Source organism: Synechococcus sp. MIT S9451, from assembly GCF_047304725.1.
Taxonomy (GTDB): domain Bacteria; phylum Cyanobacteriota; class Cyanobacteriia; order PCC-6307; family Cyanobiaceae; genus Synechococcus_C.
Genome location: NZ_CP138971.1, coordinates 1,715,472 through 1,735,789, shown reverse-complemented (window position 1 = coordinate 1,735,789; position 20,318 = coordinate 1,715,472). Strand labels below are relative to the sequence as shown.

Annotated in this window: 22 protein-coding genes; 8 read left to right on the top strand and 14 right to left on the bottom strand. The window is 58.7% G+C overall.

Features of this window, described 5'->3' with window-relative positions:
- Window positions 1-44: 44 nt before the first annotated feature.
- Both SIB72_RS08955 and SIB72_RS08950 read left to right on the top strand, forming a co-directional pair.
- The gene (locus tag SIB72_RS08955; RefSeq protein ID WP_115120794.1) at window positions 45-1,196 is read left to right on the top strand and encodes a trypsin-like peptidase domain-containing protein; all 1,152 of its coding nucleotides are present in this window, start codon (window positions 45-47) and stop codon (window positions 1,194-1,196) included.
- Window positions 1,196-1,831: a TIGR04282 family arsenosugar biosynthesis glycosyltransferase gene (locus SIB72_RS08950; protein WP_115120793.1), complete on the top strand. Its 636-nt coding sequence runs from the start codon at window positions 1,196-1,198 to the stop codon at window positions 1,829-1,831. Before SIB72_RS08955 ends, SIB72_RS08950 begins: the two co-directional genes overlap by 1 nt.
- A 1,011-nt stretch (window positions 1,832-2,842) precedes the next feature.
- On the opposite strand, the gene SIB72_RS08945 is transcribed toward SIB72_RS08950, so the two are convergent.
- Entirely contained in the window at window positions 2,843-2,998 is a 156-nt protein-coding gene (locus SIB72_RS08945) for a hypothetical protein (protein ID WP_170953901.1), read from the bottom strand.
- Window positions 2,999-3,866: 868 nt separating this feature from the next.
- Here SIB72_RS08945 and SIB72_RS08940 point away from each other — a divergent pair.
- Together SIB72_RS08940 and SIB72_RS08935 are read left to right on the top strand one after the other, a co-directional pair.
- Window positions 3,867-4,280 carry a hypothetical protein gene (locus SIB72_RS08940; protein WP_413743666.1) on the top strand — a complete coding sequence of 138 codons (414 nt, stop codon included), beginning with the start codon at window positions 3,867-3,869 and terminating at the stop codon, window positions 4,278-4,280.
- On the top strand, window positions 4,225-4,938 hold the full coding sequence (locus tag SIB72_RS08935) for a TIGR04283 family arsenosugar biosynthesis glycosyltransferase (RefSeq protein WP_115120788.1): 714 nt from the start codon (window positions 4,225-4,227) through the stop codon (window positions 4,936-4,938). Before SIB72_RS08940 ends, SIB72_RS08935 begins: the two co-directional genes overlap by 56 nt.
- Here the strand turns inward: SIB72_RS08935 and SIB72_RS08930 are convergent.
- The gene (locus tag SIB72_RS08930) at window positions 4,935-5,438 is read right to left on the bottom strand and encodes a GNAT family N-acetyltransferase (RefSeq protein ID WP_115120787.1); all 504 of its coding nucleotides are present in this window, start codon (window positions 5,436-5,438) and stop codon (window positions 4,935-4,937) included. The two genes, SIB72_RS08935 and SIB72_RS08930, sit on opposite strands and share 4 nt — an antisense overlap.
- Window positions 5,439-5,518: 80 nt before the next feature.
- On the opposite strand from SIB72_RS08930, the gene SIB72_RS08925 reads away from it, so the two are divergent.
- Entirely contained in the window at window positions 5,519-6,253 is a 735-nt protein-coding gene (locus SIB72_RS08925; RefSeq protein WP_115120970.1) for an alpha/beta fold hydrolase, read from the top strand.
- Between the two features lie 24 nt (window positions 6,254-6,277).
- Here SIB72_RS08925 and SIB72_RS08920 read toward each other — a convergent pair whose 3' ends face one another.
- Together SIB72_RS08920 and hisG are read right to left on the bottom strand one after the other, a co-directional pair.
- Complete coding sequence (locus SIB72_RS08920) at window positions 6,278-8,098, bottom strand: ABC transporter ATP-binding protein (RefSeq protein ID WP_115120786.1); 1,821 nt, start codon at window positions 8,096-8,098, stop codon at window positions 6,278-6,280.
- Window positions 8,098-8,751 (bottom strand): ATP phosphoribosyltransferase, encoded by a 654-nt coding sequence (gene hisG, locus SIB72_RS08915; RefSeq protein ID WP_115120785.1) that lies wholly within the window; start codon window positions 8,749-8,751, stop codon window positions 8,098-8,100. The genes SIB72_RS08920 and hisG overlap by 1 nt, the downstream gene beginning before the upstream one ends.
- Window positions 8,752-8,780: 29 nt before the next feature.
- On the opposite strand from hisG, the gene gloB reads away from it, so the two are divergent.
- Window positions 8,781-9,566: a hydroxyacylglutathione hydrolase gene (gene gloB, locus SIB72_RS08910; protein ID WP_413743665.1), complete on the top strand. Its 786-nt coding sequence runs from the start codon at window positions 8,781-8,783 to the stop codon at window positions 9,564-9,566.
- Here gloB and SIB72_RS08905 read toward each other — a convergent pair.
- On the bottom strand, window positions 9,563-10,672 hold the full coding sequence (locus SIB72_RS08905; RefSeq protein ID WP_371410900.1) for an ABC transporter ATP-binding protein: 1,110 nt from the start codon (window positions 10,670-10,672) through the stop codon (window positions 9,563-9,565). The genes gloB and SIB72_RS08905 overlap by 4 nt on opposite strands.
- Window positions 10,673-10,805: 133 nt before the next feature.
- Here SIB72_RS08905 and SIB72_RS08900 point away from each other — a divergent pair, with 133 nt between their 5' ends.
- Window positions 10,806-11,204: a Rid family detoxifying hydrolase gene (locus SIB72_RS08900; protein ID WP_115017047.1), complete on the top strand. Its 399-nt coding sequence runs from the start codon at window positions 10,806-10,808 to the stop codon at window positions 11,202-11,204.
- 63 nt (window positions 11,205-11,267) lie between these two features.
- A complete protein-coding gene (locus SIB72_RS08895) occupies window positions 11,268-11,492 on the top strand; it encodes a DUF3136 domain-containing protein (RefSeq protein ID WP_115017413.1) in 225 nt (74 codons plus the stop codon).
- Between the two features lie 4 nt (window positions 11,493-11,496).
- On the opposite strand, the gene cbbX is transcribed toward SIB72_RS08895, so the two are convergent.
- From cbbX to SIB72_RS08850, 9 genes are all read right to left on the bottom strand, one after another.
- Window positions 11,497-12,411: a CbbX protein gene (cbbX, locus tag SIB72_RS08890; RefSeq protein ID WP_115120782.1), complete on the bottom strand. Its 915-nt coding sequence runs from the start codon at window positions 12,409-12,411 to the stop codon at window positions 11,497-11,499.
- Window positions 12,395-12,649 carry a 4a-hydroxytetrahydrobiopterin dehydratase gene (locus tag SIB72_RS08885; RefSeq protein ID WP_115017049.1) on the bottom strand — a complete coding sequence of 85 codons (255 nt, stop codon included), beginning with the start codon at window positions 12,647-12,649 and terminating at the stop codon, window positions 12,395-12,397. Before SIB72_RS08885 ends, cbbX begins: the two co-directional genes overlap by 17 nt.
- Window positions 12,650-12,677: 28 nt before the next feature.
- Window positions 12,678-13,808, bottom strand: a complete 1,131-nt coding sequence (locus tag SIB72_RS08880; protein ID WP_115120781.1) for a CO2 hydration protein — start codon at window positions 13,806-13,808, stop codon at window positions 12,678-12,680.
- A complete protein-coding gene (locus tag SIB72_RS08875; RefSeq protein ID WP_115120969.1) occupies window positions 13,808-15,313 on the bottom strand; it encodes an NADH-quinone oxidoreductase subunit M in 1,506 nt (501 codons plus the stop codon). Before SIB72_RS08875 ends, SIB72_RS08880 begins: the two co-directional genes overlap by 1 nt.
- A 10-nt stretch (window positions 15,314-15,323) precedes the next feature.
- Complete coding sequence (locus SIB72_RS08870; RefSeq protein WP_115120780.1) at window positions 15,324-17,168, bottom strand: NAD(P)H-quinone oxidoreductase subunit F; 1,845 nt, start codon at window positions 17,166-17,168, stop codon at window positions 15,324-15,326.
- 112 nt (window positions 17,169-17,280) lie between these two features.
- A complete protein-coding gene (locus SIB72_RS08865; protein ID WP_413743664.1) occupies window positions 17,281-17,922 on the bottom strand; it encodes a BMC domain-containing protein in 642 nt (213 codons plus the stop codon).
- 43 nt (window positions 17,923-17,965) lie between these two features.
- Complete coding sequence (locus tag SIB72_RS08860; RefSeq protein ID WP_115017052.1) at window positions 17,966-18,217, bottom strand: carboxysome peptide B; 252 nt, start codon at window positions 18,215-18,217, stop codon at window positions 17,966-17,968.
- The gene (locus tag SIB72_RS08855; RefSeq protein ID WP_115017053.1) at window positions 18,217-18,525 is read right to left on the bottom strand and encodes a carboxysome peptide A; all 309 of its coding nucleotides are present in this window, start codon (window positions 18,523-18,525) and stop codon (window positions 18,217-18,219) included. Before SIB72_RS08855 ends, SIB72_RS08860 begins: the two co-directional genes overlap by 1 nt.
- A 2-nt stretch (window positions 18,526-18,527) precedes the next feature.
- A complete protein-coding gene (locus SIB72_RS08850) occupies window positions 18,528-20,318 on the bottom strand; it encodes a carboxysome shell carbonic anhydrase (RefSeq protein WP_413743663.1) in 1,791 nt (596 codons plus the stop codon).

Here is a 20,318-nt window from a genome sequence, read left to right as displayed (position 1 = left end):
TGTCTGCTCTTTCGTGAGACCCTGTCAGAAATCGGTGAGATGTTATGGGCCGCGCCGCTCACACTCTGAAACGACGCCCTTTCCACTGGCTCGGGATCGTGCTGATTGGAGCTGGCCTCAGTGGCTGTGATCCCAACTGGAAACAACAGCTGGGCATTAGGCCTGAGACCACACCCGACAAGCTCCCAGAAGTCAGCGACGCACCCAGTGCCGCTCCACTCAAGCCTGGCCGCAACGTGATTGTGTCCGCAGTGGATCGCGTCGGTGCTGCGGTGGTGCGTATCGACACCGTCAAACGCGTCAACAATCCGCTAGGAAAACTGTTTGGAGGTGCGCCTGCAATCCAGCAGCAGCAGGGGCAGGGGTCAGGCTTCATCACCCGATCCGACGGGCTGATTTTCACCAATGAGCATGTGGTGGAAGGAGCTGATCAGGTGTCTGTGACCCTGCCGGACGGCCGCAGCTACAACGGCAAAGTGCTCGGAGGCGACCCTCTCACGGATGTGGCCGTGGTCAAGGTCGTCGCCGACAAGCTGCCGGTCGCCCCGTTGGGTGACTCCAACGACCTCAAGCCTGGGGAGTGGGCGATCGCCATTGGCAATCCCCTCGGCCTCAACAACACCGTCACCGCCGGAATCATTAGCGCCGTTGACCGCACCAATGCCCTTGGGTCCGGTCAGCGAGTGCCCTATATCCAGACCGACGCTGCCGTCAACCCTGGCAACAGCGGGGGTCCGCTGATCAATGCCGCCGGGCAGGTCATCGGCATCAATACAGCGATCCGCAAGGCCCCAGGGGCAGGTCTCAGCTTTGCCATTCCGATCAATCTGGCTAAACGAATCGCCCAGCAGATCATCAGCACTGGCCAAGCCTCCCACCCCTATATCGGAGTCCGGCTTCAGAGCCTCACACCTCAGCTCGCGAAAGAGATCAACGCCACCAGCACAACCTGCCGTGTGCCGGAGACCAACGGCGTACTCGTGATCGAAGTGGTTGAGAACACCCCTGCCGCTCGAGCTGGAATCAAGACGTGCGACTTGATCCAGTCCGTGAATGGCAAGCGGGTGAAGGATCCCTCTGAAGTCCAACTGGCGGTTGACCGTGGGACCGTGGGAGAACCGATGCCGCTCACAGTGGAGCGGAACGGTGAAGAGGTTGAACTCTCCGTCCGCCCAGCGGAACTGCCTAGACGTTGATGAACGCTGCCGATGTGGCGGGTCGGCCCGTGCTGGTGATGATGAGTCGCTGGCCAGCCTTCGGCCGATGCAAACGCCGGCTTGGAGCCACGATCGGCAGCACGGCTGCAGCAACGGTGCAGGCCCGCCTAAGAACCCACACACTGACCGTGGCTCAAGAGCTACACAACGAAGGGCTGCTCAGCTTGAGGCTCGCCCTCAGCGGAGGGCCACGCCGGCTGGAGCAGCAACGACTGAACGCCAAGGTGATTGATCAGGGGAAGGGCGGCCTTGGCTTGCGGATGCGCAGGCAGATGCTTGAAGCCAGCAAGGGAAGCTCTCCGCATCCTGTGCTGATCATCGGCACAGATTTACCTGATCTGTCTCGCCGGGATCTTTGTTGCGCGATCGAAGCCGTGCACCATCACCCGCTTGTGCTCGGTCCAGCCCGAGATGGTGGGTACTGGCTACTCGGGCTCGGACAGCGCCAGGCACAGACCTGCCCTGCATGGCTCTTCTCCGGCCTGCCCTGGGGGAGCGAGCATGTGCTCGGCGCCACCCTGCAGCGAGCTCAGTCCAGAGGATGGTCCGTGCGGCTCCTTGATGAGCACAACGACATCGACCGGCTGGAAGACCTTGCTCCATGGCTGGCCTGACATTGGGACGACCAAGGGGATGACGCCTCAGGCATTGCCCCTGGCGATCGCCCCGCTTCTTGGATGGATGCTCAAGGCTTGGTGCTGGTTGGCTTTCCATCGAGCGGCAGGATGCAGGCCCTGATTCACATCAGGACCTGAAGACCATCAGCATGGTGAACGACTGATCCCAACAACAACCTGATATTTCCGAGCATCAGACCTGCCAACGGGGGATCGTGAGTCGTACTGCGATTGCGACTGGTGTTCACAATCGAAAGATTGAACGAGTCATGGGTGTCAGGCGAGGCATGGATACCAGAGATCCAGTATGAAACTGAATTCAAAGCCTTCGTGTGCGCTCGCACGAAATGCATGGCAACGGGACGCAGCTACCGAGTGATCAACCCCAGCCATGAAGTCCAATGCATCATCACACTGGAAGACTGCAAAAAGCATTTCGGGCTTGGTTGAACTGAACTGCCATTGCGCAGCAGAGCGGCCGCGGCCAAGTAGTTAGATAGAGCGTCCGTAAATCAGTTTGCAGATCTCAGGGGTAACAACAGCAGCAACATCCTGCTCCCGATCAACGACCCGATAGGTCTGACCAGTTGCCATGCACCTCGAACGCGCCTGAACAAAGGCCTTAATTTCCGTCCTGTATGCAATTTCAGGAACCCAGTGTTCTTCTGATTTGCGTTCGATTGTGAACATGGCTTCAACTAGTCTTCTTAAAGAATGCAGCCAACACGAACCTTGGCACCAAAATTCAATGATCTACTTGGGATCATCGAAGAGATCAATGACAGAGCCCAGGATTAGCAACACTCCACATCCCTAAGCCAAAACAAGCTCGGCTCTGCTATTGAGAGCCATCAGAACAGCACCATGAGGGGAAAAACTTTGACAACGAAAGGGGGGAGGCGATTGACCTAGAGGTCCCGTGCTTCCCCGCATGGGCCCCTTGGCAGTAACAGGCTTGGGATGAAAGGGTTGGCCTAACAACGTTGGGCATCCCCACAAGAGCCTCTTTTAGCTGTGATGGGCGTACCAAATCAATAGAGAAGAGATCAGAGCCACAGCAAAGAATGAACCTTGCTTCTGCATGGGAAGCAGGTCACCAGTGGCCAGATACGCACCGATATTGAGATACGCCCAAAGAACAGGCGTCCACTTGATCAAATCCATCTCGCCTGAGGGGAGTCCAAGGCAGAACCAGCCAAGCAAAAGCGGGGGCTCATCCAGCCACGAGCCCTAGTGCACACGATGGGGCCAGCACCGAATCTTCAGGAGCCAAACAATTGTCTTGATGCTCAATTCCGGGCAGATCGCAATTCGCTGCACAGACCGACAAAGCATGCACTCGATCAGCAGCACAGGAAAGAATCAAGGCTGCATGACCTTGCCGGCACCTGGGATCACGAATCCAGCTGCGCAACCAAGTCAGTCGACCAACCCTCACCCATCCTGATCCGACGATTCACGACGGGCAGTGCAAAAAAGCTCGCAAAGTGGATTGACATCAAGCTGTCTTGCCACAAGCTCAAACGTCACAGCTTGGGCTCTCCTGAACCAAGCAACAGAGCATCAAGAGGGCGGACACAGCCAGAACATCGGCGCGCCCGATCACCGTTCTGCTTAGCCGTACTCAGGAGCCCATCCGACCTGCTTGCGCCAAGTCGGCGCCCATTGGTGGCATCGCTTGGTGAGGTGAGCACCCTGCTGCAACTGCTTTCTCTTCAGGTTGCACGCCACCAAAGTGCGACTCTGAGCATCCACTCCATAGACGAAGTGCTCACAAGTCATGCAAATACAGGCGCCCTTCCAGCCGCTGAGCTCCTGCTCATCAACGAAAGCCCAGTCCTCCACGCAAGCCCCAAAATAGTTCTTGTGTACTAGCTCAGGGTGTGAGCTGCGTCAAGGCCGTGCCAGATCGTTCCTCAAGAGACCAATGCTGACAAGGGGAAACGATCAGCCACCTCTCAGCCAATCCTTCATTGCCGAGAGGGAAAGACAGCTTTCGTAGGTCCATACATGGCTAACGAGCGATCGAGGCATGCGAATCGACAAGCTGACGGGTCTCACCGCTGTGATTCGAATCGATGCACTCACGGGGCTTAGCGAGGTCTGCCTCACACCTCCGGAAGGTCTGGCGAGTGATCGACAGCTTCAGATCAACGCTCAGGTTGAGGACTCTGTCGTTCAATCTGAAGCACTGGAGCGAGACGGACTGATCAAGCTGACAGCTCAGGATGAACCCTGTATGGAGGCCCCGGACCGGAAACGAGAACAGCAACCACGACACCAACACCAACCACAACACAAACAAGATCGCAGTGGTTCCTCCCCGAGGCCCTTGCAGGATGCCGCCTTCAATCAGCCTGATGGATGCTTGAGACCCCCCCATGGCTGGCATGAACGCTGGGCTGCCCTCGTTGAGCATCGTCATCCCGTGCCTGAACGAAGCTGAGCGCCTGCCCCTGCTGCTTGCCGATCTGCAGTGCTGGCAGGGGAGGATTCAGATCGTGGTCGTCGATGGTGGCAGCCGCGACCGCAGCCGCTGGATCGCACGCATGGCCGGGGCCGACTGTGTGCCTTCACCGAGACCCGGGCGGGGGGCTCAGCTGCAATACGGCGCCGCTCAGGCCCTTGCCCCCTGGCTTCTGTTCCTCCATGCCGACAGCCGTCTCAGGCCCGGTTGGGCTGAACGTGTACTGGCCGTACTGCAGGATCCCGCTGCCATCGACGCCGCCTGGTACTTCGACCTCCGCATCGAACCTGGCCGGCCGGCTCTACGCCTGCTGGAGGCCGTCGTGGGACTACGCAGCCGATGGCTGCAGCGGCCATATGGTGACCAGGGGCTGCTGTTGCATCGAGAGCTCTACCAGCGCTGCGGCGGTTATGCCTCTCTTCCATTGATGGAAGATCTCGATCTGGTGGAGCGCTTAGCCCCTAGGGCACGGCTGAGGCCCCTGAGACAACCACTTGTTAGTGATGGTCGACGCTGGAGCGGAAGCAGCGTGCTTCAACGCAGCTGGAGCAATGCCCGTCTGCGTCAGCGCTGGCGCAACGGCGAGTCAGCGGAGCGATTAGCAGCCACCTATTACGGCCGTCGCCACAACGATTAAGTGGCGTACCAAAAACCGCAACGATGCCCGTACGGCTCCAGCTCCCAGCCCAAGCGCTGATAAAAGGGCAGAACACCAGGGTCCGCAAACAGCGTGACCTTCTCAGTGCCCATCTCCCGCAGAGCGTCCAGCACGTAATCCATCAACTGTTTGCCAAGACCAGAACCCTGATAGAGGGGATGGATGGCAACATCCCAGATCGTGGCATCGAGCACCCCATCTCCGGTGCACCGTGCAAAACCCACCAGGCGGGGCATACGAGGATCATGACGCCAGAGGCCCACACAAATCAAGCTGCATTCGAGTGCACGGCGCACCCGGCGCACAGGTCTGCGACTCCAGCCCACAGACTCCAATAGGCGCTCCAGCTCCACTAGATCCATCGGGCGGGCCTGACTGAACACCAGACTGACCTGAGGGTTGGCCGTACGGCAGAAGCGGGCCTTATCGCCATAGGCCTGCACCAGCGTCTCCTGTGTGAGTGCAGGCGTTTCGATCACCCAGCCGTTGCGAACAGACACTGATCTTGGCGTATCAGCACGGGATGCCACGGCAATGTGGAGATGCCATGTCAGCTGTGATGTCTTCAACGCCTCTCGTCGTCGGTGCCCATGGCTGGCTACTGAGCAAGAAGGTGTGGACCCCCCTAGAGCGGCTATGGACGAAGGCGCAGACGGCCAATCAGCGCCAAGGAGGATGGAGCCTTTGGTGCCCAGACCTGCCTGGATTTGGGCACCGCCCTCGCCCCCACAGCCTGCGACCCACGCTTGCTGCCTACGGACGTTGGCTGGGGGATCAGGCCCTGAGCCAGGCAGCCGGACAACCGGTGGTTTTAATGGGTCACTCGCTTGGGGCCAGCGTTGCACTGCATGCAGCCCGATATCTGCGCGAACGCGCCCCAGAGCAATGCAAAGGAGTGATCTGCATTGCGGCCGGTGGGGGCATTTATCAGCCGCGCCCCTTTCAGAAGCTGCGCCAGGGAGGACGATGGGTCGTCCGCTTAAGACCACCACTGCCGCTTGAGCTTGGACCCTTCCAGGCAGAGCAGCGCGCGGCCCTAGGCCTCCTGATCAATAGCACTTGCCGTGGGGCAATCCGTCAGATTCCAGGTCTTGTGGCCGACCTCACCGTGGCCAGCCTCTGGATCAGCGGCAGCCGGGATCAAGTGATGGAACCAGGCTACGTCCGACACCTCGCCGGTTACAGCCGACAACCCAGCCTGGTGATGCTTGAAAACTGCGGTCACCTGCCGATGCAGACGCACGCATCAGCTCTCAAGCAAGCCCTAGAGCCCTGGCTGAACGAACGACTCTGAGATCAGGAGTCTTGAACACAGCCATCACAGCGTCGCCAAGCCTCGCTCTTGTAACTCCGCCAGTTCGGCATAGAGCCCTCCCAGTGCCCGAAGCTCCAGATGGGTGCCTTGCTCGATCACCTGTCCGCGGCGCAACACGAAAATGCGATCGGCTGCCTCCACCGTGGCCAGACGATGGGCAATGACCACGGCGGTGCGTTTCTCCAGCAAACGATCGAGATCCCTTTGCAGGGTTGCCTCAGTGGAAGGATCCATGAAAGCAGTGGCTTCATCCATCACCAACACCGTGGGATTGCGAATCGCCACACGGACGACTGCTAACAGCTGCCGCTCTCCGGATGAGAGGTTGCCACCACGCTCCCGCAAGGTGGTATCGAGACCTTCGGGCAGACGGTCCAAGAGGGGTTCAAGACCCAGGTCCCGGCAGATGTCGCCCAGGCGGGCGTCATCGATCGGGACATCGAGACGAAGGTTCTCTCCCACCGTGCCACTGAACAAGAACGTGTCTTGCAGCACCACGCCAAGTTGTTGGCGCAACTCCTGCATGGGCAAATTGCGAATGTCTTGGCCGTCAAGCAAGATCCGCCCTTGCTGTGGTTCATAAAGGCGGCACAGCAAACGGATCACTGTGCTTTTTCCCGATCCGGTTGGCCCCACAAGGGCCACGTGCTCACCGGCAGCGATACGGAAGCTGAGGTTGCGAAGAATCGGCTCGTCAGGTCGATAGGCAAAGCTGACGTTGTCGAACACCACCTCTCCGCCCAGACCACGAGGGGAGCCAAGCTGGCTTACGGGGGCAGGAGCGGAAACCTCAGCGCCGCGATCGACAATCTCCAAAGGTTCCTCCAGCAGCTCGCCGATCCGCTCGACGGCCGTGAGACCCCCCTGAATCTGGGTGAAGCGCTCAGCCAACTGGCGCAGGGGATCAAACAGCCGCTGGGAATAGAGGATGAATGTCGTGAGCGTGCCCAAACCCATGGCGCCGGCAGTGACCATCCATCCACCGAGAGCCAACACGATGGCCACGGCACCGAGGGCCACCCATTCGATGAAAGCGGAGATGCTGCTGTCGAAAAAGATGGTGCCGTTCACCGCCTGTCGGTAGGCCTGACCGGTGGCGTGAAAGCGCTTGCCGTTCACGGACTCCCTCCGGAACATCTGCACCACCTCCAGCCCTTGGAGGTTCTCCTGGAAATCTGCATTCAGCTGGGAAAGCTCCTCCCTGACGCGGTAATTGGCTTTTCGGTAGCGACGCTGCAGCCAGAGAATCACCAGCGTGACCGGAATCTGAGCTGCGAGCAGCAGCAGTCCCAGCCGCCATTCCACGAGCAACATGGTTGCGGCAATCACCACCAGAGTGACCAGGTCACCGAGCACGCCGACAGCACCACTGCCAAACACTTCGGCGAGGGCATCCACATCACTGGTGAGACGCGTCAGGAGCTTGCCCACGGGCATGCGGTCGTGGAAGCGAACCGACAGGTTCATGGCATGGGCAAACAGGTCTTGACGGATCCGGGCCGTCAGCCGTTGTCCCACAGCTTGGATATTGAAGGTCTGCAGCCCTTGAAGGGCCAGACGCAGCAACACCGAACACAGCAAAACCACCACGATCAGCCTGACGGCCACAGGGGTATCGAGCCCCTGAAGCAAAGGCAGAACTGATTCCTTCGTATCCCCTCCGAAGCGGCGCAGCACAGCAATCGCCTGCCCCACCAGCAAGGGCTGGATCGCCCCAGCAAGGGCCACCGGGATCAACAACACCAGAGTGAGGGTGAGGCGACGGCGGTCTCGACCGAGATAGCGCCCCAGCCGCAAAACCCGTTGCAGGTCAGAACCTGCCATTAAGCCGTCACAACCGGAGTCGGGGTGGCATCCCGCATCGCATCGATAATCTCCCGAAGCTCACCCCGATCCAGCCGCAGCGAAAGGGGGTGGCCCACCAATCGGGCCGTGGTTTGAAACAGGTCTTCGATCGCAACCAAGCCGTTGTCTTTGAGTGTTCGCCCAGTAGCCACGAGGTCAACAATCGCCTCAGCGATCCCGGTGATCGGCCCCAGCTCGACTGAGCCTGTGAGATGGACAAGCTCAACTGGGAGCTCCAGAGCGTCGAAATAAGCACGGGCACAGCGGGTGAATTTGCTGGCCACCCGGCAATGGGGAGGGAGATCAGCAGCGCGCTCGTAACCACTGCTCTCCTTGACAGCTACGGCCATGCGACAGCCGCCGAAATTGAGGTCCACCAATTGAGCAACAGGCATCTGGTGCTCGCGCAACACGTCGTAGCCGACCACTCCCAGCTGGGCCTGTCCATAAGCCACGTAGACAGGAACGTCGCCGTTGCGGACGAGCAAGGCCCTGGCTCGCCCGCATTGGGAAGGAACCATCAGCTGACGGTTGTCGGGGTCCAGTACGGCGGAGAAGTCGAGGCCGGCTGCAGAGAACCTCGCCACCGATTCCTTCAAGAGCGCCCCCTTGGCCAGAGCGACGGTGATCATGGACTGATGCGTCGACTTGGACTTTAACGATGCCCCCTTCCTCAACGGTGCCTACCAACCCGATTCCGTTGAATGACGGCATTCATCAACTGCCGGTTCTTAACGACAACATCATCTGGATTTGGGTGCGGGGCCAGTGCGCCGTCGTGGTGGATCCTGCCGTAGCAGAGCCTGTCATCAGCTGGATTGAAGCCCGTGGACTGCAGCTGGCTGCGGTGTTACAAACCCACCACCACGCTGATCACATTGGGGGCACACCACAACTGCTCAGGCACTGGCCGGACGCCGAGGTCATCGCTTCAGCCGCGGACCGGGAAAGAATTCCTTTCCAAACAATCTCTGTGCAGGGTGGGGACCGGCTCAGCCTGCTGAATCAGCAGATTGAGGTCATCGACGTGCCGGCGCACACCTGTGCGCACATCGCCTTTCTGCTACCAGCGGGCGGGAAGCCGGGAGATGATCCGGCCCTGTTCTGTGGCGACACGTTGTTCAGCGCAGGCTGCGGACGGTTGTTTGAAGGAAGCGCCAGAGACATGCACCAGGCTCTGCAACGGCTCGGTCTCCTGGCTGACACCACAAGCGTGCATTGCGCCCATGAATACACCGAGGCGAATCTGCGCTGGGCAGCGCAGCAACGTCCGCAAGATTTGCGAATCCGATCCCGCCTGGAACAGGTTCAGACCTTGCGCCGCCGAGGCGATAGCAGCTTGCCGAGCACCCTGGCGATCGAGTGGGACACCAATCTGTTTCTGCAGGCGTCAGACCCCGACGAACTCGCAACGCTGCGCAGCCACAAGGATCACTGGCGCGGTTAAGGGGCTCCCACCAGAGCTGTTCGCTCGGGATAAAGCAGAACGGTTTCATCCGGCCGCAGCGAAAGTCGGCAGCGTGTGCCTCGGCGATAGTCATGCTGAAGAGGAAGCAGGAGCCTGAGCTGCTGACCGCCGGCTTCAACGCGATACAGCCATTCCCGGCCGAGGAACTCCCGACCCATCACGCAGGCATCACCATCTGGATCGAGGCGGAGATCAATCGCGGCTGGATCAACTAGCAACACAGGATCTTCACGTCCAGGTCCCGTCGAATGCCCCTCCAATGTCGAGTCAGGCTCTGCGCAGCGAACCTGCTCAGGCGCCCCGGACTGAACAGCCTGCAACGGTCCCAGCAGACAGTGCCAGCGGCCTGAGGCCTGCCGCTCCACAGGGAGAAGATTTCCCTGGAGGACGAAGCGACCCACAAAGGAAGAGGCTGGCGATTCCACCAGGGTGCGCGGCGTCGCGCATTGATGCAGGATCCCGTCCTGCATCACGGCCACCCGATCACAGATCGCTAGGGCTTCGCCGGGATCATGGGTGACCAGCACTCCAGAGGTGCCACAGCGACTGAGGACAGCAGGCAATTCGCTGCGCAAACGGAGCCGAACCTCCACATCGAGGTTGGAGAAAGGTTCATCCAACAACACCACCGCGGGGGCTGGGGCCAGAGCCCTGGCCAGAGCCAGTCGCTGGCGTTGACCACCCGAAAGTTCATGGGGGTAGCGACGGGTGAGCCGCTCTAAGCCCAGCAACTCAAGCAACCAGGCCGCGCGGCTGGTGTCCTGTCCGCGCCGCAGCCCAAAGCAGGTGTTGTCCCAGGCAGTGAGGTGGGGGAAGAGGGCGTAATCCTGAAACACCATTCCCACACCACGACGCTCCGGCGGAATCCAGCGCTGAGCCGTAGCCACGGGCTGGCCATGCATGCGCACCTCTCCAAGCGAGGGCACCTCAAAACCGGCAATCAGCCGCAGCAAGGTGGTTTTGCCGCAACCGGAAGGTCCCAGCAATCCCACGAGCTCACCAGGCTCCAGTTCCAGATCGATACCCTGCAGCGTCCAGTCGTTATGGGCAGATCGATAGCGATGCCAAAGCCCTCGCACCTCCACCGGTGCGGCCTCAGCCTTGGGCTCCACCAGGGAACGTCCTCCCTTCGAACTGTCTCTGGACACCGTCAAAGCGAATGGGCCCCCAGCATGAACACCGAGGGCGATGATGCAATCCCCATTGTGCGTCCCAACCATGTCGCCCTCCCCGACTCAGGCGATCACCACCGCTGCAGCTCCCGCCCCCGTCGGCCCCTACAACCAAGCCGTGAAGGCGGGCGACTGGCTGTACTGCTCGGGTCAGATCCCCCTCGATCCCGCCAACGGCTCCATGGTGGGTGATGGCGATGTGGAGGCTGAGACACGCCAGGTGCTCAAAAATCTCACCGCCGTTCTCGAAGCAGCTGGGACCGATGCCTCACGGGTCGTCCGCACCACGGTGTTCTTGGCCGATCTGAACGATTTCCAACGCGTCAATGCTCTCTATGCCGAGGTGTTTGGCACGGGCGTGAGTCCAGCGCGAGCCTGCGTGCAGGTTGCGGCCCTTCCCAAGGGGGCGAAAGTGGAAATCGACTGTGTCGCTTATCTGGGCTAAACCCAGAAAAACATCGGGGTCGACCAGCGATTGCATAGGTTGAGTAATGCGCTGCGAGACTCCATGGCCCAGGCCAAACTCACCATTGGTGAACTCGAAGCGGGATATCCCCTCTACTGCAAGGCCCTCAGACGCCTGCTGAAAGAGGGGCGAAGCATCGAAGACATCAAGAAAACGGTCTGCTGGGGTCACCTGGAAACCCTCAACCGCTGCTTGCCCGGTCGCTACAAAGCCCCCTCGTATCTCCTGGCCCTAATCCGTCGCGACCTTGAATCGCCAAAGGATTGATCCCTCATGGCAGTGGGGTGAGAGGGCGAGCCGGGTCTTGCCCCTCCACTTCACCTTGAAACACACGACTGCTGAGGATGTCAGCTGCCGTGATTGTGATCAGATCATCGCGGCTGAGGCATTCACCCATCCGTGAGAACAAGCGATTGGCCTGACGAAGGCGCATGCGATCAATCGCATTACGAATAGAACGAGCATTGGCAAAAAATGGCAACTGACGTCGCCTAAAAATGTAGTCAGCAAAAACCACTTTTGCCTGAGAGTCAAAACGATAAGCCTGCTTCTCTAACAACATCTGAGCAATCTCCATCAGCTCTTGATCACTGTAATCAGGGAAGTCCACATGATGAGCAACACGAGACTTTAGGCCAGGATTGGACTGATAGAAAGCATCCATCTCATCCTTATAGCCCGCAAAGATGACCACAAAATCACTCCTCTGACGTTCCATATCCTGGAGAAGAATTTCAATCGCCTCCGCGCCATAATCCCTTTCGTTTCCTGACTTATACAGGTAGTAAGCCTCATCAATGAACAGCACACCACCTTGTGCACGCTTGATCATCTCCCGGGTTTTAGGCGCAGTATGCCCCACATATTGCCCAACCAGATCATCACGAGTCACCGTCACTACATGGCCTTTGCGTAGGTAACCGAGACGATGGAGGATCTGAGAAATTCTGACCGCAACAGTGGTCTTCCCAGTTCCAGGCCTACCTGTGAACGACATGTGCAATCCCGGCGCACCACAAGGCAGATCAAGAGCCTGACGCGCTTGTTCTACCAGAAGCAATGCCGCGATCTCACGAATCCGAGTTTTGACTGGAAGCAGACCCACCAAATCCTGATCAAGCTGCTCAAGCACTTCAGCCACGCCCGACTCGGCGTAGCGAGCGGCCAGATCAATCGAGGAGTTCATCCACACCCGCCGCGAAGGCGTGGTCGTCAGCCTGAAGGCAAGCGCCTTCACTCTCATCGAGGGGACGCAGGGTGATATTCACGTAAGTCCTACCAAAGCTGATATCAGGGAAGCGCTGTTTGTCTTCACTGAGGCTGCCCAACCGGTCAAGGAAATCGCGAGTGGCGCTATAGGTCTCGAACTCGAGCCGACGCTCAAGCCGAATTGGACGATTGCGTTCCTCCCATGCGTGCTTCACCGAGACCCCAACGCGAACTGTGGTGAACCTAGATCAACGCTTCACGACGGCAGCCCATCAGTCGCTCCGCCCAAGCTCTGGCGTGATCACGATTGGCCTGTTGGGCCTCCTGATCATGGCTATCGAGCGGATGGGGCATGGTTCCCGCGATAGCACCGTTGGTGACACAGAACATCGACTTCTGAAAGCTCACGCAGATCTGAACATGGGCATCAACCTGGCCACGGCCATGGCTGTCGTACCAATGATCCAGTTCCTCGGGCAGATTGCGGAACATATCCTGCATGCAGAGGCTTGGTGGGATCCCTGCACCCATGCTGGGAATCGGATCGGCGTAAAGCGCTCCATAGCGGAAACTGCCCAGATCAGGAGAAATCTGCTGAGCCTGAGCGTTGTAAGACACGGTGCCTAGGAACGGCATCCCCCGAAAGAACACCGCTTCCACATAAGGAACAGCAACATCACCGAGGAAGGTCAGACCGGCCTCCGGCGGAAGCAGCCAGATTTGTTCTCCTCCCTCGCTGACCTGATAGGTGATCGGATTGGCCGCAGCTGCCACCAAACCATCGCGGATGTGATGGACCACGTCATTTACACAGGCCACGTCACCAATGCGGTAGCGATGGGCCAAATCAATGAACAGATCACTCATCACACGCCAAAACAATCCAAGGGCGTAAATCGTGGTGAGCGATCGGATCGACTCGGGCGCGAAAGCAGGAAACAACCTGTTGACGACAGCCATCAATGGATCACGACGGCAGCGCAATCGAATGATGCGATCACAGGCCTCAAGAAATGGGGCGCTATCGAAGTAGGCATCCATACCACCGGTGGCATGCCAAAACATCGCCTTTTGGCAGTACTCAGCATATTCAAAATTGATGCGATCACCGACCAAATGCTTCCACAAGCGTTCCAGAGAAAAACCCTCATGGAAGAAGCGCATAACGGGGAAAGGATTCAGCAACTGTGTTTCCCCCTGATACACAAGGTTCTTGCTGTAAGCATCAAGCACGATGCCGTAACTCTCAAGCACATTCACCACCTGAAGTAGGTGGTCTGGCGTATCCGCCAGTAGAGGCTGATCCGCCAACAAACGGGAGATCAGCACATCGAGATCAGGGATCAAGGCTGTCTGTGTCTGGGTGGCAGTCATCAGGACAATCCTCCGGAAAACTGAGTAACGGCGATCTGGCTCAGGCCTGTCGTGGCAGCTTCACTCAACCCGACTAACAAATGGGGAGCAAGACCAAGCACCAGCACGGACAAGGACAAGAGAATGGCTGGCATTTGCTGTCCCAGAGGGACAGGAAGCAGCACCTTCGGATTGGGATCGCCGCCTGAAGCGATCGCCAGCCGGCCAAAGAATGCACGGTTGACCAGCAACAGGAAATACACCGCTGTGAGGCCAGACCCCACCATGCTCAGCAGGGTGGCCAGGGGAAACGGCTGAAGGCTGCCTCGGAAGATCAAAAATTCGGAGATGAAACCCGCCATGCCGGGGATACCGGCACTGGCCATCACCCCAATGATCATCAGGGTGCCGCTCAAGGGCAGGCCTCTCTGCGGATTCAGCAAGCCGCGAAGCACCGTTAGATCGCGCGTGCCAGTGCGTTCGTAAACCACACCAACCACAAGGAAAAGAATGGCCGAGATCAGCCCATGGCTGACCATCTGAAACAGGGCTCCAATCAGGCCCAGAGGCGTCGCCGCTGCTGCTGCAAGCAGCACATAGCCCATGTGGCCAACCGAGCTGTAGGCCACCATGCGCTTCATGTCGGTCTGGGCAATCGCGGCAAGGGATCCATACAGCACTGAAACCGCCGCCCAGCCAGCAAGCCAGGGAGCCGCAAGATGCCAGGCCTCAGGGAACAGACCGAGGCAAAAGCGCAACAACCCATAGGTTCCGAGTTTGAGGAGCACACCAGCCAGGAGCACAGACACAGGCGTGGACGCTTCGGTGTGGGCATCCGGAAGCCATGTGTGAAATGGGAAGAGCGGAATCTTGATGCCGAATCCGATCAGAAGGGCTCCCATCAGCACCAACTGAGTGACCATCGGCAGGGCACCAGGAACGATCGGATTCAGACCGAAATCAACACTGCCGGTGAGCAGAGCCATTCCCAGGAATGCTCCAAGGATGAGCATCCCTGAGACAGCAGTGACAATGAGAAACTTTGTAGATGCATAGGCACGGTTGGCACCCCCCCAGACCGCGATCAGCATCCAGAGAGGGATCAATTCCAGTTCATAGAAGATGAAAAACAGCAGCAGGTTCTGGGCTAGGAAAGCGCCATTCACAGCACCGCTGATCACCAGCAGCAAAGCAAAGTAAATACGGGGTCGATTCTCAACCTGACGAGAGGCAAGGGCCGACACCAGGCAGAGCACGCCATTCATCAGCACCAACGGCATGGAAAGGCCATCGACCGCAAGGGCGTAATCCAGCCCGATGCTGGGGAGCCAGGCAAAGGTTTCTACGAGCTGCAGACCAGCCTCGGAAGCGTCAAAGGGCACCAGGAGACCCACACTGGCGAGGCACTGAACAGACAGAACAACGACGCAGACGCGACGGTAGAAATCAGAGCTTCGATCACCCGGCAAAAGGGTGATGAGCAGGGCCCCAAGAAAGGGAATCAGAAGGAGGAGGGTTAACAACATCATCAGCCGATCAGCGCAAGAGCCAGCTCAACGAAGTGAGGAAGAGAAGAATCGCGGCGACAACCGTTAGTACATAGGTTTGGCTGCGGCCGCTGATGCTCAACTTGAGGCCCTCAGCACTCTGCAAGGAGAAACGGGCCATGCCATGGAGAAGACCATCCACCACGACCCGATCAAATGCGGAAGCTAGCTGTGAGAAGCCGGCCACCACATTGACAATGGTGATCCGATAGAAGCGCTCTGTATAGAAGTCGTAGGCGAGCAAATCCTGGAACCAGCGCAACCAAGGATTGATCGAGCGTGACCACGCTTTGCTGAGAGGCACAAGCGTGCCTGCGACCAGCCCAACCACGCCGCTTCCCACCACAAGAGCTGCTGCCCAAAGCGGGAAAGCGAGTAAGCCGTCCAACGATTCCAGGCGAATCAGAAGGACAGGGGTGAGGATCACGATGACCGAGAGGGCAACCATCGGGAAGGCCATCTGCCAATTGACCTCCACTGCCCTTCGCGTCTTCAACAGCGGTTGACCGAGGAAGAGATGGCGAAACACCCGGGTGAGATTAAGGGCGGTGAGTGCATTGGTGAGCAGAAAAACAACCACCAAACCGGCCGAACGGCCACCGATGAGCTCTACGGACTGAGCCAAGCAGAGGAAGCCTCCAAGCGGGAGCAGTCCGACAAGGCCGGCAGAACCGACAAGGAAAGCACTCGTTGTCGCGGGCATGCGCCCTCCAAGACCACCCAATTCAGTGATGTCCTGGCAATTGGTGGCGGCGATCACACCGCCCACACTCATCGACAACAACGCCTTGGAGACGGCATGGGAGAACAGCAAGAGCAGGGCAAGCACAGGCACCTGCAGGGCGATCGCAATGAACACCAGGCCCAAATAGGCGGTGGTGGAATACGAGAGTGTCCGCTTGATGTCCACCTGGGCGATCGACACCAGTGAGCCGCCGATGGCACTGATTGCACCGACAACCTGAAGGACGACAAGGGTGACCGGAGCATGCTGAAGCAGAGGCATCACCTTGAGAAGCACAATCGCGCCGCAGGTCACGACCACTGAGTTACGCAGAATCGAGGCTGGATTGGGCCCCTCCATCGCCTCATCTAACCAGAGGTGCATCGGGAACTGAGCACACTTGCCCATCGGTCCGGCAATCAGTCCAAGGCCGATCAGGGTGGTGGCCAAAGGGGAAAGGCTGTCGGTCGCTGCCCAGGCATAAAGATCGTCGAAGCCCATAACGCCAGCGAAAGCGGCGAGGGCAACAACTCCCATCAACAGCAACACGTCACCAACGCGCTTGGTGAGGAAGGCATCACGCGCGGCCGTGATGACCAACGGCTGGGCATACCAGAAGCCCACCAGCAAATAGGTAGAGAGGGTGAGCATCTCCAACAGGAAATAGCTCTGGAAAAGCGTGTCGCTCAGCACAACACCGGACATGGCCCCTTCAAAGAACCCGAGCAAGGCGAAGAATCGGGCCAAAGCCCATTCTTTGTCGAGATAGCCGAGGGAATAGAACTGAGAGACAAGGCTGAGCCCCGTGATCAGCTCCAGAGCAACAACGTTTGTCAGCGAGAGGCTGAAACTGAGATCAAGCTGCAGATCGGCAACAGTCAGCCATGGGAAGTGAAGGGTTGCAGGCCCAAAGGCCATCACGTCCCTAAGCACAAGGCTGCCATGCACGAACGCGAGCAGCGTCAGCACCAGGTTCAGATAGGCCGCGGGGCGATGGGCATCGCGGCGAAACCAGCCTGCAGCCCATGGCAGAGCAAGCAGCATTCCTGTGAACCCATAGAGCGGGATCAGCCAGGACGTCTGAATTGGCAGGGTCGGATCCGGAGTCAAGGGAGTGAAAACTGCAATTGCAGCGGTGAGCCGAATTGGCAGGGGAATCTAAACTGCAAAGGTGAGAAATGACGCGGATGAATCCACGTCACCCCAAAGGGAGCTAACGGAGTCAGAGACGACGACGGGCTCCGGAGGCGATCAAGGCAGGCTCAACTTCCTCATGGGGACGGGCAATGATATGCGCGGCCACAAGACCATCTCCAACCCGCTCACAGGCATCTGCACCAGCACGGACAGCGGCGTTCACGGCGCCGGTTTCGCCACGCACCATCACGGTGACATAACCACCGCCGACAAATTCGCGGCAGATCAATTGCACTTCCGCCGCCTTCGTCATGGCATCGGCGGCCTCGATCGCAGGCACCACACCACGGGTTTCGATCATGCCCAGTGCAATGCCCTGGACCGAAGGGCTCGGTGTGGAGCTGGATGGGCGAAGCGCAGGGGTGCCGCCACCTTTATTCGAGCCACCAGAACTGCGGCTAGGACTTGAGGAACCACGAGCAGGCGTGGAGCGGCTGGCGCTGCGGCGAGTGGTTGCAGCACTACTGGCACGACGGGTCGTCGTGGCACTGCTGCTGGAGCTGGTGGGGGAAGCGGGCACGGGGGTCACATCAACAGTTGTCTTGGCGGCAGAACTGGAAGCCGAAGTGGCAGCGCGAGCAGACGCTGCTGCTGAGGTCGGCGTTGTCTTGCTAGTGGATGCGGATGTCGCAGCACTAGAGCGACGACGAGGGGTGGGGGTGGCCATGACAAGAAGAGGGGAATGGGATGAAAGAGGGAAAGGACTTCAGCTATCCATCCGGACTCCAGTGATCAATGATTCCGCCGATTGTGAGATCGGTGAGGACCGTGTTATCGGGACAGGCGTGCCTGGCCGCCGATCCGCTGGCCGTGAAAACCCAGTTGCCTTCACGGGCACCGACGGGATCCACTGCCACCATCTTCTTGCCTTTGTTGTTCTTGAGAATGCGCAGGTGCATGTGATCCAAACCCGCCACGCGGTAGGAGCAGACCATGGTTCCCATTACCTGCATGATCTCCATCAACCAGCCGCTCCTTTGGGAGTGGAAGGAGTCGATGCAGCCGGGGGTGTGGTGGGCTTCGGCGGATCAGGATCCCAGTGATCAATGATGCCCACGATGGTCAGATCGCTGGGATAAGACTTGCTGCCGGCGGCTTCACGGGCCGCAGAACTACTCACACAAATCACCCAGTCGCCAGGCTTGGCTCCAACGGCATCGACTGCCACTTTCTTGGTACTTCCATCAAGAACAACTTGAAGGTGCTTGTGCTCGAAATCAGGAATCCGATTAGTAGAAACGAGCGGCTTGATGACCTTGACGATAAGCATGATCAGTGCGCCTCCTGTTGAACAGGATCGAGGGTGGAACCTACCGCTTCGGCAGGTGTGGATTGATCACGGTCTCGAACCGTGAGCAGGGTATGAAGCAAACCATCACGCACGAGATCGGAATAACGCGTGGTGATCGCATCCTGAACACGATGACAATCAGCGATGGCACGCTGCCTGGCACCCGGCACCTTTCCGGAATAGTCGAAACGAATCACCACCGGGATAGGGAGATCGCGAGTGACATTCAGCCCTTTAAAGATCTTCACTCCCACATCCAAGTCAGGAGCTCCTTCCTCAACGGTGTCGAGGTGAGCGAAATAGGTGAGGTTGCGCAGATGCACTTCCTTAAAGCCAATACCGACGCCAATAAAACGCTCAGAGTGACCAGCATCTGGATACGGACCATTGTGCAAGCTTCTGACGTAATCCTGCTGGGAGAAGTTGTTGATCAGCAGCTGACTGATGAAACGCACCATGCCGGGATCGGGTGCCTGAGGGCAATGGGTCTGAACAGACGCGGTCACAGCTTCAGAGGCCTGGGCGGCGGTGAGGGACGCGGTGCTTTCGTAAAGAGCCTGTGCACAAAGCCAGCGGTCGAGCTGGATCCCGCCATCACGATCGGGCACATGGACGCGAATCGCATCTGTGTCGGTATCGAGGCCAATCAGCAACAGATCAACGGAGGCTCCACAGCAGAAGGTGTTTTCAACGGCTTCCCTGAAATCGTGGAGTCGCTGCAGGCCAGCACTGGCTGCCAGCGAATCATTGCTGCCGTGGGCTGCACATCCCTGATGGGTGGGATCGAGTGAACTGAAGTGGTAGGTGACCGTCTTCAGATAACGGGTCGGAGCATGGGCCTCGTTGGGAATGCTTTCGCGATAACGACGATGTTCTGTCTTCACCCAACGATTGACCGTATTCTCCACATCGAACATCGCTCCAGCATGCGATCTGCGACGTACCGCACTGAAGGGAATGCGCAGGGCATAGGCGATTGAGTGGGCGAGACGCCCATCCGCGCAGGGGGTTACATCAAGAAGATGAAAGCCACAGTCGAGCAGAAAGGTATTAAAGGCTTCGGAACGCGAGCTGCCTGAAGCTCCTTGCAGCGGATCATCAAGGAAAAATCGCTCGCTGAAAGCTTGATGAGACTGGAAGACACACCAAGCGAACAGAGCACGCATGTCCAAGGGGCAGACCCAGGACTTTTCAAGAATGTGGTCGGGAAGATCGAAGCCGAGCTCGGCACGGGTTATACGCTGAGCCTGGGGCAGGAAATCGGGCTGATGCTGAAGCGCCGACACTTGCTGGAGTAGAGGCACAATGCGCTCGAACCTGCCCTTGACCTCGAGCTCATAGGCCTGGAGCCGTTCGTTTTCGACTCGGTCGGTGAGGGGGTGGAGTAAACCGGGAGCTCGACGGCTCACCAGGGTTGTAGAGAACCCCGTCTCTGGAGAACAGGAGGTGACTGACGTGACGGAACGGTCCTTACGACGCACCCAAACAGGCTGCTGAGCGTTCGAACGTCGCCTCTCCTGACCGGAGCGAATGCGGCCGCCACTGACGGAACTGCTGGTGAGCAATGCCGCTTTCCCTGAAGTGGTGAGCGCCTTACGTCGCTCAAGAGCCGCACTCCGAGTAGAGGACTGAACCGATTCACTCCCTAAGGTTTCAAGGGATTGATCCGATCCAGTCACCGTGGACGGGGAGTGGCCGTGCTGCATCTGCAGACGGGTAGGAGCCGTGGGGGCCTGCAGACGCCCGCTCCGCTTTGATTTGGAGCGCACCAT

What these genes read in the sequence shown, in the direction of transcription:
- SIB72_RS08940 (WP_413743666.1), top strand. Translation starts at nt 3,867, where the DNA reads ATGCGAATCGACAAGCTGACGGGTCTCACCGCTGTGATTCGAATCGAT.
- SIB72_RS08900 (WP_115017047.1), top strand. Translation starts at nt 10,806, where the DNA reads ATGTCGCCCTCCCCGACTCAGGCGATCACCACCGCTGCAGCTCCCGCC.
- SIB72_RS08860 (WP_115017052.1), bottom strand. Translation starts at nt 18,217, where the DNA reads ATGGAGATCATGCAGGTAATGGGAACCATGGTCTGCTCCTACCGCGTG.
- SIB72_RS08955 (WP_115120794.1), top strand. Translation starts at nt 45, where the DNA reads ATGGGCCGCGCCGCTCACACTCTGAAACGACGCCCTTTCCACTGGCTC.
- SIB72_RS08895 (WP_115017413.1), top strand. Translation starts at nt 11,268, where the DNA reads ATGGCCCAGGCCAAACTCACCATTGGTGAACTCGAAGCGGGATATCCC.
- gloB (WP_413743665.1), top strand. Translation starts at nt 8,781, where the DNA reads ATGCCCCCTTCCTCAACGGTGCCTACCAACCCGATTCCGTTGAATGAC.
- SIB72_RS08875 (WP_115120969.1), bottom strand. Translation starts at nt 15,313, where the DNA reads ATGTTGTTAACCCTCCTCCTTCTGATTCCCTTTCTTGGGGCCCTGCTC.
- SIB72_RS08950 (WP_115120793.1), top strand. Translation starts at nt 1,196, where the DNA reads ATGAACGCTGCCGATGTGGCGGGTCGGCCCGTGCTGGTGATGATGAGT.
- SIB72_RS08925 (WP_115120970.1), top strand. Translation starts at nt 5,519, where the DNA reads ATGTCTTCAACGCCTCTCGTCGTCGGTGCCCATGGCTGGCTACTGAGC.
- hisG (WP_115120785.1), bottom strand. Translation starts at nt 8,751, where the DNA reads ATGATCACCGTCGCTCTGGCCAAGGGGGCGCTCTTGAAGGAATCGGTG.
- SIB72_RS08920 (WP_115120786.1), bottom strand. Translation starts at nt 8,098, where the DNA reads ATGGCAGGTTCTGACCTGCAACGGGTTTTGCGGCTGGGGCGCTATCTC.
- SIB72_RS08945 (WP_170953901.1), bottom strand. Translation starts at nt 2,998, where the DNA reads ATGGATTTGATCAAGTGGACGCCTGTTCTTTGGGCGTATCTCAATATC.
- cbbX (WP_115120782.1), bottom strand. Translation starts at nt 12,411, where the DNA reads ATGAACTCCTCGATTGATCTGGCCGCTCGCTACGCCGAGTCGGGCGTG.
- SIB72_RS08855 (WP_115017053.1), bottom strand. Translation starts at nt 18,525, where the DNA reads ATGCTTATCGTCAAGGTCATCAAGCCGCTCGTTTCTACTAATCGGATT.
- SIB72_RS08865 (WP_413743664.1), bottom strand. Translation starts at nt 17,922, where the DNA reads ATGGCCACCCCCACCCCTCGTCGTCGCTCTAGTGCTGCGACATCCGCA.
- SIB72_RS08850 (WP_413743663.1), bottom strand. Translation starts at nt 20,318, where the DNA reads ATGGTGCGCTCCAAATCAAAGCGGAGCGGGCGTCTGCAGGCCCCCACG.
- SIB72_RS08880 (WP_115120781.1), bottom strand. Translation starts at nt 13,808, where the DNA reads ATGACTGCCACCCAGACACAGACAGCCTTGATCCCTGATCTCGATGTG.
- SIB72_RS08935 (WP_115120788.1), top strand. Translation starts at nt 4,225, where the DNA reads ATGAACGCTGGGCTGCCCTCGTTGAGCATCGTCATCCCGTGCCTGAAC.